The sequence below is a fragment of the Enterobacter sp. RHBSTW-00994 genome (genome assembly GCF_013782625.1).
GTDB lineage: Bacteria > Pseudomonadota > Gammaproteobacteria > Enterobacterales > Enterobacteriaceae > Enterobacter.
Window position 1 is genome coordinate 1,922,800 of sequence record NZ_CP056199.1, and the last position, 13,956, is coordinate 1,936,755.

General features: G+C 56.1%; 13 protein-coding genes. 7 read left to right on the forward strand and 6 right to left on the reverse strand.

The genetic code is table 11. The features are described 5' to 3' along the window. The first annotated feature begins 39 nt into the window (after window positions 1-39). A complete protein-coding gene (locus HV346_RS09200) occupies window positions 40-609 on the forward strand; it encodes a carboxymuconolactone decarboxylase family protein (RefSeq protein ID WP_181623191.1) in 570 nt (189 codons plus the stop codon). Further along, window positions 602-1,219 (forward strand): CDP-alcohol phosphatidyltransferase family protein, encoded by a 618-nt coding sequence (locus tag HV346_RS09205; protein ID WP_181623192.1) that lies wholly within the window; start codon window positions 602-604, stop codon window positions 1,217-1,219. The genes HV346_RS09200 and HV346_RS09205 overlap by 8 nt, the downstream gene beginning before the upstream one ends. Here HV346_RS09205 and HV346_RS09210 read toward each other — a convergent pair. The 6 genes from HV346_RS09210 to xthA all read right to left on the reverse strand — a co-directional run bounded on the left by HV346_RS09210 (window position 1,216) and on the right by xthA (window position 7,415). Then, complete coding sequence (locus tag HV346_RS09210; RefSeq protein ID WP_181623193.1) at window positions 1,216-2,523, reverse strand: sulfurtransferase; 1,308 nt, start codon at window positions 2,521-2,523, stop codon at window positions 1,216-1,218. The two genes, HV346_RS09205 and HV346_RS09210, sit on opposite strands and share 4 nt — an antisense overlap. Window positions 2,524-2,608: 85 nt before the next feature. Further along, on the reverse strand, window positions 2,609-3,229 hold the full coding sequence (locus tag HV346_RS09215; RefSeq protein WP_181623194.1) for an ATP-binding cassette domain-containing protein: 621 nt from the start codon (window positions 3,227-3,229) through the stop codon (window positions 2,609-2,611). Beyond that, window positions 3,229-4,764: a thiamine ABC transporter permease gene (locus HV346_RS09220; RefSeq protein ID WP_181623195.1), complete on the reverse strand. Its 1,536-nt coding sequence runs from the start codon at window positions 4,762-4,764 to the stop codon at window positions 3,229-3,231. Before HV346_RS09220 ends, HV346_RS09215 begins: the two co-directional genes overlap by 1 nt. Beyond that, window positions 4,737-5,900, reverse strand: a complete 1,164-nt coding sequence (locus HV346_RS09225; RefSeq protein ID WP_181623736.1) for an ABC transporter substrate-binding protein — start codon at window positions 5,898-5,900, stop codon at window positions 4,737-4,739. Before HV346_RS09225 ends, HV346_RS09220 begins: the two co-directional genes overlap by 28 nt. Window positions 5,901-5,922: 22 nt before the next feature. Further along, window positions 5,923-6,603, reverse strand: a complete 681-nt coding sequence (locus HV346_RS09230; RefSeq protein ID WP_181623196.1) for a TVP38/TMEM64 family protein — start codon at window positions 6,601-6,603, stop codon at window positions 5,923-5,925. Between the two features lie 5 nt (window positions 6,604-6,608). Further along, window positions 6,609-7,415 carry an exodeoxyribonuclease III gene (gene xthA, locus HV346_RS09235; RefSeq protein ID WP_181623197.1) on the reverse strand — a complete coding sequence of 269 codons (807 nt, stop codon included), beginning with the start codon at window positions 7,413-7,415 and terminating at the stop codon, window positions 6,609-6,611. 433 nt (window positions 7,416-7,848) lie between these two features. Between xthA and HV346_RS09240 the strand changes: the two genes are divergently transcribed. Genes HV346_RS09240 through astE form a run of 5 tightly spaced genes read left to right on the forward strand, consistent with a single transcriptional unit; the run spans window position 7,849 to window position 13,872 of the window. Further along, entirely contained in the window at window positions 7,849-9,069 is a 1,221-nt protein-coding gene (locus tag HV346_RS09240; RefSeq protein WP_181623198.1) for an aspartate aminotransferase family protein, read from the forward strand. After that, complete coding sequence (gene astA, locus HV346_RS09245; protein ID WP_181623199.1) at window positions 9,066-10,100, forward strand: arginine N-succinyltransferase; 1,035 nt, start codon at window positions 9,066-9,068, stop codon at window positions 10,098-10,100. The genes HV346_RS09240 and astA overlap by 4 nt, the downstream gene beginning before the upstream one ends. Next, window positions 10,097-11,584, forward strand: a complete 1,488-nt coding sequence (astD, locus tag HV346_RS09250; RefSeq protein WP_181623200.1) for a succinylglutamate-semialdehyde dehydrogenase — start codon at window positions 10,097-10,099, stop codon at window positions 11,582-11,584. Before astA ends, astD begins: the two co-directional genes overlap by 4 nt. After that, window positions 11,571-12,896, forward strand: a complete 1,326-nt coding sequence (astB, locus tag HV346_RS09255) for an N-succinylarginine dihydrolase (protein WP_181623201.1) — start codon at window positions 11,571-11,573, stop codon at window positions 12,894-12,896. Before astD ends, astB begins: the two co-directional genes overlap by 14 nt. A gap of 10 nt (window positions 12,897-12,906) precedes the next feature. Beyond that, window positions 12,907-13,872, forward strand: coding sequence for a succinylglutamate desuccinylase (gene astE, locus HV346_RS09260; protein ID WP_181623202.1), 966 nt, complete (start codon window positions 12,907-12,909; stop codon window positions 13,870-13,872). The last annotated feature ends 84 nt before the right edge of the window (window positions 13,873-13,956 follow it).

Here is a 13,956-nt window from a genome sequence, read left to right on the forward strand (position 1 = left end):
TCTTGCGCGTCAAAAGAGTCCACCCATCAGGAGAATCAGGTGAAAGAGACAACCGCCTGGGTAGCCCCCGTAAAACATCTTCCCGTCAGCGTAAAACCCATCGCCGCAATGCAACAAAAACACTTCGGTGCGGTACTGAACCCTACACGTTGGTGGGGAAGAATGCCTCGCCTGTTTTGGCTCGTGGCTCTGTTTGTGGGGTTTCTGGAGCGTCGTGCTGCGCGTGTCAGCCCCGAATTGCGTTCGTTGTTAATGACGCGGGTATCGCAGCTTTGTCATTGTGCGTTCTGTATTGATGCAAACAGTCTCCGTCTGGCTGAACGCTCCGGGGCGCTCGATAAAGTTCAGGCCGTTAGCCACTGGCGAGAAGCGTCGATTTTCAATGAAGAAGAGCGTGTTGCACTGGCGTATGCGGAGGCTGTCACCGCCACGCCACCACAGGTAGACGAGGCTATTAAAATGCAGATGAAGCGTTATTTTACCGATGACGCAATTGCCGAAATGACGGCGTTGATTGCATTTCAGAACCTGTCAGCTCGCTTTAATGCTGCCCTGGATATTCCGGCCCAGGGCCTTTGTGCCACGTTCCAGGGGAAACCTCATGCTTGATCGCCATCTGCATCCGCGTCTGAAACCGGTACTGAATCAACTGGCGAGCTTGCTGGATAAGCCCGTTATCTCCCCCGATGGCCTGACGTTAACAGGGTTTGCGACAGGCGTGCTGGCGTTGCCCTTTTTGGCGCTGGGCTGGTATCCGGCGGCACTGGTTGCCATTGTGCTGAATCGACTACTGGATGGGCTTGATGGCGCACTGGCCCGTCGGCGGGGGTTAAGCGATGCGGGCGGATTTCTGGATATTGTGCTCGATTTTCTCTTCTATGCGCTTGTGCCGTTTGGATTTGCGTTGGCTGCACCTGCGGAAAATGCGCTGGCATCCGCCTGGCTGTTATTCGCGTTTATCGGTACGGGAAGCAGTTTCCTCGCGTTTGCAGCGCTGGCGGCGAAACACAATATTGCTAACCCAGGCTATGCGCACAAGTCGTTTTATTACATTGGTGGGTTAACGGAAGGGACAGAGACAATCGCGCTGTTTGTGCTGTGCTGCCTGTTTCCGGCGTACTTCCCTCTGTTTGCCTGGATCTTTGGCGCGTTGTGCTGGCTCACCACCACAACGCGCATCTGGAGCGGTTACGTCACGTTAAAATCGCGGGTGCGTTAACGTGAACTTTCCGGCCCGCGCGCTCCCACAGAGACCGGGTTTTGCGGATGGCTGCTCCATTCGTACCAGCCACCATCGTAGACGGCGACATTTTTCCAGCCCATCGCACGGGCGTACATAAAGGTTTCAGAGGCTCGCCAGCCTGTGCCGCAATAAAACGCCACATGCTGGTCGGGCAGAATGTCCCACTGTTTCCACATCGCGGCGATGTCATCGGCGCTACGCATTGTGCCATCCGGGTTATGGAAGTCTTCCATGTGAGTGGCGTCGCTGCCCGCATGCCCCCATCGAGCACCCGCAATCTCGCCTTTTGGTTTGATGTAGCTATAGCCGCTGGTTTCACCAATGAATTCTGGCCATGAACGAATGCTGACCAACGAGGCATCCTGGCGGTGCAACATGCCGCGCGCGCCTTCCATGTCCACCATCAGCTGTGGCTGGCCAGGGATCGGTGCACCAAAATCGGGGGCAGGTTTCACCTCCGCAGGCATGCCACGCTCAACCGGAAGACCTGCATCGGACCAGGTTTTCCAGCCACCATCAAGAATACGTACATCCTTGACCCCGGCGTAGAGCATGATTTGCGCCACGCGTGCCGCGGCATACACGTCCCGACCGTACAGGATCACCGTAGTGTTGTGACGGATCCCGTGTTTAGCCAGCATGGTTTTTAGCTTATCGTCAGAGACTTTATTCCACAGCGGTTCACTTTCGACTTCATTGGTATCAATGTAGCCCGCGCCAGGGATGTGATTCAGCAGGAAAAACTTCGGCGCGCCCCAGCCGGCTTCAAGTACCTTCCATTCGCCCGCAGGCGCGGCGGCGATCGGTTTACCCTGCTGTAACTGATGGATCCACTGAGGATAAACCAGTTGTTCAAAGTGCGGTAAGCGTTGCAGACGGCCAGCCTGTTGCAGGGCATCACTCAGGACCGATACTTGTGAATACCCGGCTTTTTTCAGACGCGTTCTCACCGCCAGGTTATCGGCCTCGCTGCCATAGAGAGCAATGGGGGCTGAAGGCGCAAGATGATGCTGTTTCGCCCAGCCAGCAAGCTGTTCGTCGCTCATGGCGCTGAGCCAGGAGGCCGAGAGGTTGAGCGCTGCCGGTTCATGTCCAGATGGTCCGCTCAGGGACTGTGGCCAGCCGTTGTAGAAGGCACTCACTCGGGTGTCGATGACGGCCCCGTGTTGTTGTTGCACCTGTTCCAGCGTCAGTGAGTGGGGCATATCAGCAGCCACTGAGGAAAATGAGGCGAGGCCACAGAGCAGAGCCAGCGCGGTCAGTTGAGAAACACGTTTCATCGAAAAGCCTGACGTCAATAAAAGAGGCGGTCATTGTCATCTCACCTGAAACAGAAAACATTGCGTTAGCACAGATTGAAGCACGTTATTGCCAGCGGGATAGCTGAATCACCTCACCATCTGGTGGAATATCCTCTTCGTCGTGAGTGACCAGTATCACGGGGATTTTGCGTGCGCGTACGGTGGCAAATACCCAGGCCCGAAAGGCGGTGCGCAGAGTTTTGTCCAGGCGGCTGAAGGGTTCATCAAGCAGCAACGCCTGGGGCTGAGCCAGCAAGGCGCGTAATAAACTGACCCTGGCACGCTCGCCGCCGGAGAGCGTTGCTGGATCGCTGGCATAGTGATCTGCCAGACCTGCCGAGGCCAGTGCCTGGTGTACTTCCACTTTTCGCGCGTGCCCGGTGATATGTGCCGGAAGAGCCAGCAACAGGTTTTGCCCTACGCTGAAGTGATCAAACAGCAGAGCATCCTGAAACAATATCCCAAGGCCGCGTTCTTCCACGGGGAGTGTGTCGCAGCGACGTTCAGCAAGCCACAGCTCGCCCTGGGCATGAAAATTGGCGGTAAGCGCCCCGACCATCCAGGAAAAAAGTGTCGATTTTCCGCTGCCGGAAGGTCCCATCAGGGTGACAATTTCACCACACTGTACGCAAAAATTAACCTGGCGGAAAAGCGGTTCAATGGAGAGATTTTTCACCATCAGCATTAACGTAATCCTTGTCGGTAACGGCCTGCGAGCCGGGATAACAGGGCCGCAATACTGAATATTGCGCCTGTTAATAATAAAAGTCCCAGCGCACGGGAAGCCAGAATGGGGACGCTGCCGCCACTGCTGAGTGCGACCGCTTCGGTGGTGAGTGTGGCGTAACGTCCCGCACCTAACCAGAGTGTCGGCATGTACTGTGCCATGCTCACGGAAAAACCGGTGGCAAAAGCCAGTAGTGCGGGGCGAAGCATTAGCGGGCATTTTAGCAGCCAAAAGCACTTTACGCGCCGCCAGCCCAGCGTTCGGGCAATCAGGATGAGCCGGGGATCAAGCCTGCGCCACGCAGGTTGCATTACCAGCAACATCCACGGAAATACCCACAACAGATGGCCCCATAATATGGTTGTAAACAGCCCATCGATCCCGAGGTGCAGGGCAATGAAATATTGCCCGGAGACTAACGGTAGCGCAGGAAGTGCCAGCGGCAGCCAGACCCAGACCGCACCACGTTGCGGCCCCCATTCGAGCCAGAGGAAGATCACGACCAGCGCCAGCAAGCTGGCGAGCAGGCCAAAAGAGAGGCTGATGATGAGGGGGGCGAGCGCGGTTTCTCTGTGCTGCGCCAGTACGCCGAGAATCAACAGACTGGCGATCCCGATACCGGGCAGCAACCACTGAAGTACGGCGCCGGGAAGAGGGATGCGCGAGGCGTGACGAACGCCGGAAACGTTCGGCAGTCTCCTCCGCCATACTTTCCCTATGCACAAGCCAGTGGCTGCCAGTAACGCCAGCATCAGCACTAAAACCAGGCACAGCAGGGCGCCTTTCGTCTGTTGCTGCGCATCGCCCTGGCTGAGCCATTGCCACGCCAGCACCGCGAGCGTCGGGGGATTTCCTGGCCCCAGAATTATCGCCACATCCACGACGGCGAGCGACCATGCCAGCACTGCCAGCATTACCGCCCCGAGGGCAGGGGCGATGGTCGGGATGACCAGCCAGCACAGTGTCTGAAAACGCCCATAGCCGAGGGTTTGTAATACCACTTTTTGTTGCGCCAGACCTTTGACCGGTAACACGGCATAAATGGCCCACAGCACAAAAGCGCTCTCTTTGAGCGCGAGCGTTAACCCCAGTCCTACGCCAAACCGGTCAAACGGGGGGGTACAGAATGAGCACAACTGATACCACAGCCCACCCTCTGCAAACATCAGCAGAAGGCTGGTGGCGAAGGCCACATGGGGAATGGCCAACAGCCACGGCAGACGCGTACTCAGGCGATGCCAGCGTTCTCCAGGCCAAAGCGCGGCAACGAGAAAAAGGGCAATAACGAGTGACCCCAGGGTGGCGATAAGCGTTGAGCTTAGGGTGGCGGCAAATGCCTGTGGGAGCTGCGGATCGCTCAGCAGCGACCGCCAGTTTTCAGCGGAGAATGCCGGAGCCAGTATCGTGACTCCGGCAGGAAGCAGCGGGATATAAATGACCGCAACGGCAAGCCAGGCCAGCCCGCTTAGCGGGTTCCGTAACGGCGAAGCCATTCCTGCTCCAGCAACGGGATCCACGCTGCATGAGGTTCCCCTAGCACATCAGGAAGACCTTCAGGCGTATGCCCGTTCAGTTTTTCTGCATCGCTGTCCGAGAGTTTTTTGACATCCAGTACGCTGGGATCGCCCCAGATGGCCGGAGCGGCTTTGCGCAGTTGTGCCCTGGGCGACAGCAGGAAGTTAGCGACAACTTTGGCTCCTGCACTGGCACTGGCGTTAGCCGGGATGGCAACAAAATGTACATTACCGATCATCCCGTTGCGAAAACCGAAGCTGTAACTGTCGGCCGGGAGTTCACCGCTGGCCACTTTTTGTCGGGCATGAGCGGGGTTGAACGTCAGCGAGAGGTTGATGTTGCCACTGGCAAGCAAGGCATCCATTCGCGCGGGGGAAGGCGGAAAATCGCGCCCTTCACGCCACAGATAAGGATGCAGTTTGTCGAGGTATGCCCACAATGGCGCGGTGACCTGAGCCAATGTCGCGGTGTCCGGGGCCGTTTTTAGCGCGTCCGGGTGCGTAGTCAACGTCAGTAAAAGCTGTTCCAGGAACGCTGTACCGGTAAAGTCAGGCGGTCGTGGATAGGTCACTTTTCCAGGATGCTGCTGCACATAATCAAGCAGCATGGCGGGATCGTTCAGCGGTTCAGGCAGGCTCGCGTTGCGGGCGATAAAGGTGAGCTGCGCGCCGCCCCACGGAGATTCTGCCCCATCGGTTGCGATGGCGAAATCTTCCGTCACGGGTTTACGGGTATCGACGTAACGCCAGTTGGGGAGGCTTTGTGCCCAGCCTGTCTGTAGCAGGTTGGCCTCTTTTAAGGTGCGGAAATTCTCGCCGTTGACCCACAATAAATCGACAGAGCCGTTGGTCTTACGCCCGGCGGCGTGCTCGGTCTGAATACGTTTAACCGCATCGGCCGCATCGGCAAGATGAACGATCCTGAGATTGATGGCGTAGTGGCTTTTCATCTCGCCACTGACCCAGTCAAGGTAGCGGTTAACTGCCTGATCGCCGCCCCAGGCATTGAACCAGACGGTCTGGCCACTGGCTTCCCGTTGGATAGTCTGCCAGTTAGTGTCGGCAAAAGCGGGACTTGCCAGTAACAATCCCGTCAGAAACGCGCAAAAACGCACACGGCGCATGATGCCTCCCTGTTTACAGCGAAGAGTGGTAGAAACGAGAAAACAGCCAGCGTGTGACCAGTGGTAATAACCCCAATAGTGTAAAGGCGAATACCATTCCCGGCGACAGAATATCGCGCAGGGAGGTCAGTTTGCCCAGTTCGCGTCCGGCATTAAGAAAGATAACAGTGGCGGGTAGCATCGCAAGCTGGCTGACCCACCAGTACTGGCGCACACCCAGGCGCGTGAGCCCTGCGAGTAGATTCACCAGGAAAAAGGGAAACAGCGGCATAAGGCGGAGTGCAAAAAGATACCCAGTACCGTCGCGATCCATACCGTGATTGACCGTTTTCATCTGCTCGTTAAAACGCTGCTGTACCCAGTCGCGAAGCAAGTAACGGCTCATGAGCATGGCGAGCGTTGCGCCGAGCGTGGAGGCAAAAGAGACTAACAACACGCCTTGCCATAGTCCAAACAGCGCCCCGCCCAGCAGCGTCAGAATCGCCGCGCCCGGAATCGACAACGTCGCGACCGCCACATAGACCGCAAAGTAGAGAGCTGCGCTGCGTACAGGATGATCTTCAACCAGGAGGAGGAGCGTCTGATGGTGCGTTTTTACCGAGTCGAGAGAGAGCGTGCCTGGCGGTAAAAGGGCAAAAGCCAGCAAAAATGCGCCCAGAAGGGCGCACAGGAAGACGATTTTTTGAATGTTCACACAGGTTACAGCTTGAATTTAGCCCACACAGGCGCATGGTCAGACGGTTTTTCCATGCCACGAATAGCGTAATCAATACCGGTTTCGATGCAACGTTCTGCCAGAGGGGCGCTTGCCAGCAGCAGGTCGATACGCAGACCACGGTTATCGTCAAAGCCTTTCGAGCGATAGTCGAACCACGAGAAACGATCCTGCGTTTCCGGGTTCGCGGCGCGGAAGGTATCAACCAGTCCCCAGTCCTGGAGTCGCTGCATCCATTCCCGCTCTTCCGGCAGGAAGGAACATTTACCGGTACGCAGCCAGCGCTTGCGGCTGTCTTCGCCAATGCCGATATCCAGATCGGTTGGGCTGATGTTGACATCTCCCATGATCAGCACCGGGTTGTCTTTGTTCAGTTCGGTGTTCAGGTAATCCTGAAGATCCTGATAAAACTTCGCTTTTGCCGGGAATTTGGTCGGATGGTCACGGCTTTCGCCCTGCGGGAAGTAGCCATTAATCACCGTAATGTTACCCAACGGTGAGGGGATCTCGGCCATGATAATGCGACGCTGTGCCTCTTCATCGTCACCAGGGAAACCACGACGAACGGCAACAGGGGTCTCTTTGGTCAGCAGCGCGACGCCATAGTGACCTTTCTGCCCGTGATAAAAGACGTTGTACCCCAGCTTTGCCACTTCTTCGAGAGGGAACATATCGTCGTGAACTTTTGTCTCCTGCAGGCCAATCACATCCGGTTGATGTTGCTCAACAATGGCTTCCAGTTGGTGAGGGCGGGCGCGCAGGCCGTTGATATTAAAAGAGACAAATTTCATAGTCGCTGCCAATGCAAGGTGAATAGTGCATGGATGGTAGCAGAAATTGCACCGTCTGTTATGCGGGATGACCAATAACTGCAACAGAAAATGCCAACGGTGCAAGATTTGCACCATTCCAACGCGCTACGCCCCTGAATGGTGCGTAAACGGCCAATAAATTTCGCGAGCGATCACAATTCCAGAATTATATTTGGCCTGTGAATAGTCTTTCATGTTTTCGTTCGGCAAACCGCCGCCTGTCATAAAAATATTCACTTTTTATGCAATAACAGTGAATAACTCCATATTGCAACTCGTTGATATTCTGTCCTCCCCTGCCATTTATGCATTTTTATCGCTGGCTGGCACGAACCCTGCAATCTACATTTACAGCGCAAACACTCAATTATTTAACATTTAAACAACTATTTATTTACCGGATGAGGTCGCTATGTCTCTGTCAATTACGCGTGAAAATTTTGATGAATGGATGATGCCGGTTTACGCTCCGGCGGCTTTTATTCCGGTACGTGGGGAAGGTTCGCGCCTGTGGGACCAGCAGGGCAAAGAGTATATCGATTTTGCTGGCGGTATCGCGGTTAACGCACTGGGACATGCGCACCCGGCATTGCGTCAGGCGCTGAACGATCAGGCTGCGAAGTTCTGGCATACCGGTAATGGTTATACTAACGAGCCGGTGCTGCGTCTGGCGAAGAAACTGATTGACGCGACGTTTGCCGAGAAAGTCTTTTTCTGTAACTCCGGTGCAGAAGCCAACGAAGCGGCACTGAAGCTGGCGCGCAAATACGCGCATGACCACTTTGGTGCGCAGAAAAGCGGGATTGTGGCATTTAAGAATGCGTTCCACGGTCGCACGTTGTTCACCGTCAGCGCCGGTGGGCAACCCTCCTATTCGCAAGACTTTGCGCCTCTGCCTCCGGATATTCGTCATGCCGTTTATAACGATTTGCGCTCAGCAAGCGAGCTGATTGACGACAATACCTGTGCGGTCATTGTTGAGCCGATGCAGGGGGAAGGCGGGGTCGTCCCGGCGCAGAAGGCGTTCCTGCAAGGGCTTCGCGAGTTATGCGATCGCCACAACGCCCTGCTGATTTTTGATGAGGTTCAGACGGGGGTGGGACGTACCGGCGAGCTGTATGCCTATATGCACTATGGTGTAACTCCGGATGTGCTTTCGACGGCGAAAGCGTTGGGTGGCGGCTTCCCGGTGGGGGCCGTGTTGACGACCAACAAATGTGCCAGTGCCATGACGGTAGGCACGCACGGGACAACCTATGGCGGTAACCCGCTGGCGTCGGCGGTGGCGGGGCAAGTACTGGACATCATCAATACGCCGGAAGTGCTGAACGGGGTGAAATTGCGTCATGACTGGTTTGTCGAACGCCTGAATGCCATCAATACCCGGACCGGGCTGTTTAAAGAGATCCGCGGTCTGGGGCTGTTAATTGGGTGCGAGCTGGCCCCTGAGTTTGCCGGAAAAGCTAAACTTATTTCACAGGAAGCGGCAAAAATGGGCGTAATGGTGCTGATTGCTGGCGCTAACGTGGTGCGGTTTGCCCCTGCGCTGATTGTCAGCGAAGAAGAGGTAAATACCGGCCTGGACCGTTTTGCGCAGGCCTGTGAACACGTGAAGTCAGAGGTGTCATCATGATGGTCATCCGTCCCGTTGAGCGCGGCGATCTCGCCGGGCTCATGCAGCTCGCGGGGAAAACCGGGGGAGGGTTGACCTCGCTTCCTGCTGATGAACAAACGTTGTCGGCGCGTATAGATCGTTCCCTGCAAACATGGCTTGGAACGTTGCCAAAAAGCGAACAGGGCTACGTATTCGTGCTTGAAGATACCGATACAGGAACCGTGGCCGGGATTTGCGCCATTGAAGTGGCGGTCGGGCTTAATGATCCCTGGTACAACTACCGCGTCGGAACACTCGTGCATGCGTCGAAAGAGCTGAATGTCTACAACGCATTACCGACGCTGTTTCTCAGTAACGATCACACTGGCAGCAGTGAGCTGTGTACGCTGTTCCTCGATCCGGCCTGGCGTAAAGAGGGTAATGGCTATTTGCTCTCCAAATCGCGCTTTATGTTTATGGCTGCGTTTCGCGATCGCTTTAATGAGAAAGTGGTGGCCGAAATGCGTGGCGTGATTGACGAGACGGGATATTCCCCGTTCTGGGAAAGTCTCGGCGAACGCTTTTTCTCGATGGAGTTCAGCCGCGCGGATTACCTGTGCGGTACGGGGCAGAAAGCCTTTATTGCGGAATTGATGCCTAAGCATCCTATCTACACCCATTTCCTCAGCCCTGAGGCGCAGGCGGTGATCGGCGAAGTTCACCCGCAGACTGCACCCGCGCGTGCGGTGCTGGAGAAAGAAGGTTTCCGTTACCGGAACTATGTTGACATTTTCGACGGTGGACCGACGCTGGAGTGCGATATCGATCGCGTACGTGCGATCCGTAAAAGCCGTTTGGTTACGGTGTCCGAAGGCCAGCCTGCGCCGGGGGAGTGGCCTGCGTGCCTGGTCGCCAATGAACAATACGACCACTTTCGCGCCATGCTGGTACAGGCCAACCCGAAATGTGAACGTCTGGTGTTGACTGCCGCCCAACTGGATGCCCTGAAATGTAGCGCAGGCGACACGGTTCGTCTGGTGCGACTCTGCCCTGAGGAGAAAACAGCATGACATTATGGATTAATGGTGACTGGGTCACGGGTGAAGGCGCACCGCGCGTGAAAACGAACCCGGTGAGTAAAGATGCGTTGTGGCAGGGAAATGATGCCAGCGCGGCCCAGGTGGAACTGGCCTGCAAAGCGGCAAGACGAGCGTTCCCGGCCTGGGCGAAACAGCCGTTTACTGTCCGTCAGGCGATTGTCGAAAAGTTTGCCTCTTTGCTTGAGGCGAATAAAGCCGAACTGACACGCGTTATTGCCTCGGAAACCAGTAAACCGCGCTGGGAGGCCGCAACCGAAGTTACGGCGATGATCAATAAAATTGCGATCTCGGTGAAGGCGTATCACACCCGAACCGGAGAGCAACACACTGAGATGGCGGATGGTGCAGCGACACTGCGCCACCGTCCGCATGGCGTGCTGGCCGTATTCGGTCCCTATAATTTCCCAGGGCATCTGCCGAATGGCCACATAGTGCCAGCGCTACTGGCGGGGAATACCGTCATTTTCAAACCCAGCGAATTAACGCCGTGGAGCGGCGAAGCGGTAGTGAAATTGTGGGAGCAGGCCGGTTTGCCGCCAGGCGTACTGAACCTGGTTCAGGGGGGCCGTGAAACCGGCCAGGCACTGAGTGCGCTGAACGATATCGATGGATTACTGTTTACCGGCAGCGCCGGAACAGGCTATCAGCTGCATAAACAGCTGGCAGGTCAGCCGGAAAAAATTCTGGCGTTGGAAATGGGCGGCAATAACCCGCTGATCGTCGAAGATCCGGATGATATTGACGCGGCGGTACATCTGACGATCCAGTCGGCCTTTATTACCGCCGGGCAACGTTGTACCTGCGCACGACGCCTGCTGGTGAGACGCGGCGAACGGGGCGATGCTTTCCTGGCGCGCCTTGTTGAAGTCGCTGCACGTCTTGTTCCTGCCCGGTGGGACGCTGATCCCCAGCCGTTTATGGGGGGACTGATTTCCGAGCAAGCCGCACTTCAGGTTCTGAAGGCCTGGCAGGAGCATGTTGCGCGGGGTGCTAAAACCTTGCTGGAGCCGAAACAACGACATCCTGGAACATCTCTTCTGACTCCTGGGATCATTGAGATGAGCGAGGCAAGTCATGTACCGGATGAGGAGGTCTTCGGCCCGCTGTTGTGTGTCTGGCGCTATGACGCGTTTGAGGATGCCATCCACATGGCGAATAACACGCGCTATGGCCTGTCGAGCGGATTGATCTCTCCTCAGCGTGAAAAATTCGAACAATTGCTGCTGGAGGCGCGAGCCGGCATTGTGAACTGGAACAAGCCGCTCACAGGGGCCGCAAGTACCGCGCCATTTGGTGGGGTGGGAGCGTCGGGTAACCATCGCGCCAGTGCGTGGTATGCCGCAGATTATTGCGCATGGCCAATGGCGAGCCTGGAAACGCCGGCATTAACGCTACCGGAAACGCTGAGTCCGGGGCTGGATTTTAGTCAGGGGAATGCTCATGAAAGCGCGTGAAGTTAACTTTGATGGGCTGGTTGGGCTGACGCATCACTATGCCGGGCTGTCGTTTGGTAATGAGGCGTCGACGAAACACCGTTTTCAGGTCTCGAACCCGAAACTGGCGGCTAAGCAGGGGCTACTGAAAATGAAGGCGCTCTCGGATGCCGGGTTCCCGCAGGCGGTTATCCCGCCACAGGAGCGTCCGAATGTGCCTGTCCTGCGTCAGTTGGGTTTTAGCGGTAGCGACGAGCAGGTGGTCGAGAAAGCGGGGACGCAAGTGCCGCATTTACTCTCTGCGGTCAGTTCTGCCTCTTCAATGTGGGTGGCGAATGCGGCAACCGTTGCGCCTTCGGCGGATACGCTGGATGGCAAAGTGCATTTGACGGTTGCGAACCTGAACAACAAATTCCACCGCGCGACCGAAGCCGGGACCACAGAGCGTGTGTTGCGTGCCATCTTCCGCCATGAGGGCCATTTCAGCGTGCATGGCGCGCTGCCTCAGGTCGCGATGTTTGGGGATGAAGGGGCCGCTAACCATAACCGCCTGGGCGGGGATTATGGCGATCCTGGTCTGCAGCTTTTTATTTATGGGCGTGAAGAGGGCGGTCATTCCGCACCGTCACGTTATCCTGCACGGCAAACGCTGGCGGCGAGTCAGGCCGTTGCCCGCCTGAACCAGGTCAATCCATCGCAGGTGATTTTTGCGCAACAAAACCCGCATGTTATCGATCAGGGCGTGTTTCATAATGATGTGATTGCCGTTTCTAACCGACAGGTGCTGTTCTGTCATGAACAGGCGTTTGCCCATCAGGAAAAGCTCCTTGCTACGCTCCAGGAGCGTGTGCCGGGGTTTATGGCGATCCAGGTTCCGACCGGGGCCGTAAGTGTACAGGACGCAGTTGAAACGTATCTCTTCAATAGCCAGCTGTTAAGCCGTGATGACGGCAGTATGATGCTGGTCCTGCCGCAGGAATCTCGCAATCACGACGGCGTGTGGCGCTACCTGAGTGAACTCGCGAAGGCTGATAACCCTATTTCTGAACTCAAGGTGTTTGATCTGCGCGAAAGTATGGCAAACGGTGGTGGGCCTGCCTGTTTACGCCTGCGGGTGGTGTTGACCACGGATGAGATGAAAGCGGTTAATCCGGCGGTGATCATGAATGAGGCACTCTTTAATACCCTGAATAACTGGGTCGATCGTTACTATCGCGACCGGTTGACGCAGGCTGATTTGGTTGACCCGCATTTGTTGCGCGAAGGGCGCGAGGCGCTGGATGCCTTAACGACGATCCTGCAACTGGGTTCTGTCTATCCGTTCCAGCGTTAAAGGAGATGTTATGGAGAATTTACTGGCACTGACGCTGGCGGATGAAACGCCGGACGCAAGTGAAGGGGAAGGTCCTTCATTCGGCTGGCGATGGCTGGGAAGTGGCATACTCGAACTGACGCCGTTCGAGGCCAGTGAGCAGTCTCTGGTGCTGTCAACGGGCATTCACGGTAATGAAACCGCACCCGTCGAGATCGTTGATCTCCTGCTGCGTACGTTATACCGCGGGGATATTACGTTACGCTGTCGCGTGCTGGTGGTGTTGGGGAATCCTCCGGCTCTGGCGCAAGATAAGCGCTTTCTCGTGAGCGATATTAACCGGATGTTTGGCGGTCGCTGGGCACAGTTCCCGGACAGTGAAGAGACGCGGCGAGCTCAATGGCTGGAAAATGTGGTGGAGGCCTTCTTTTCCTCTGCTGGAGAAAATCGGTGGCATCTCGATCTGCATACGGCGATCCGCGCCTCATATCATGTGCGTTTTGGCGTGTTACCGCAGCGGACGCGGCCCTGGGATGACGATTTTCTGACCTGGCTTGGCGATGCGGGGCTGGAGGCGCTGGTATTCCATCAGTCGCCAGGCGGTACGTTTACTCATTTCACCTGCGAAAAATTCGGTGCACTTTCGTGCACACTGGAGCTGGGAAAAGCCCTGCCGTTTGGGCATAACGATCTTGCGCGTTTTGCGATAACACATCGCGCGCTTCAGGCGCTGCTGTCAGGAAGTGCGCCTGAGCACAATGCGGAGACGGTGGAGCGCTATCAGGTGGTTCAGCAGATCACGCGGCAAAGCGAGGCATTCTTATTGCACATGGCGGCGCACACGCTTAACTTCACGCCGTTCAGGCAGGGCTTCCTGCTGGCAGAGGATGGTGAGAAACGCTATGAAGTTCACAAGACCACGGAGTATGTGTTGTTCCCGAACCCATCGGTAGCTTTTGGGCTGAGAGCCGGGTTGATGCTGGAAAAAATAACGTAATGTTTATCGCCCCTCTTTCGTAAGTAGAGGGGCGGTATCACTGGTGTGTTTTTTCCAGGGCTATTCCATTTATTTTCTTAGCGA

What these genes read in the sequence shown, in the direction of transcription:
- HV346_RS09205 (WP_181623192.1), top strand. Translation starts at nt 602, where the DNA reads ATGCTTGATCGCCATCTGCATCCGCGTCTGAAACCGGTACTGAATCAA.
- HV346_RS09210 (WP_181623193.1), bottom strand. Translation starts at nt 2,523, where the DNA reads ATGAAACGTGTTTCTCAACTGACCGCGCTGGCTCTGCTCTGTGGCCTC.
- HV346_RS09215 (WP_181623194.1), bottom strand. Translation starts at nt 3,229, where the DNA reads ATGCTGATGGTGAAAAATCTCTCCATTGAACCGCTTTTCCGCCAGGTT.
- HV346_RS09220 (WP_181623195.1), bottom strand. Translation starts at nt 4,764, where the DNA reads ATGGCTTCGCCGTTACGGAACCCGCTAAGCGGGCTGGCCTGGCTTGCC.
- xthA (WP_181623197.1), bottom strand. Translation starts at nt 7,415, where the DNA reads ATGAAATTTGTCTCTTTTAATATCAACGGCCTGCGCGCCCGCCCTCAC.
- HV346_RS09240 (WP_181623198.1), top strand. Translation starts at nt 7,849, where the DNA reads ATGTCTCTGTCAATTACGCGTGAAAATTTTGATGAATGGATGATGCCG.
- astA (WP_181623199.1), top strand. Translation starts at nt 9,066, where the DNA reads ATGATGGTCATCCGTCCCGTTGAGCGCGGCGATCTCGCCGGGCTCATG.
- astD (WP_181623200.1), top strand. Translation starts at nt 10,097, where the DNA reads ATGACATTATGGATTAATGGTGACTGGGTCACGGGTGAAGGCGCACCG.
- astB (WP_181623201.1), top strand. Translation starts at nt 11,571, where the DNA reads ATGAAAGCGCGTGAAGTTAACTTTGATGGGCTGGTTGGGCTGACGCAT.
- astE (WP_181623202.1), top strand. Translation starts at nt 12,907, where the DNA reads ATGGAGAATTTACTGGCACTGACGCTGGCGGATGAAACGCCGGACGCA.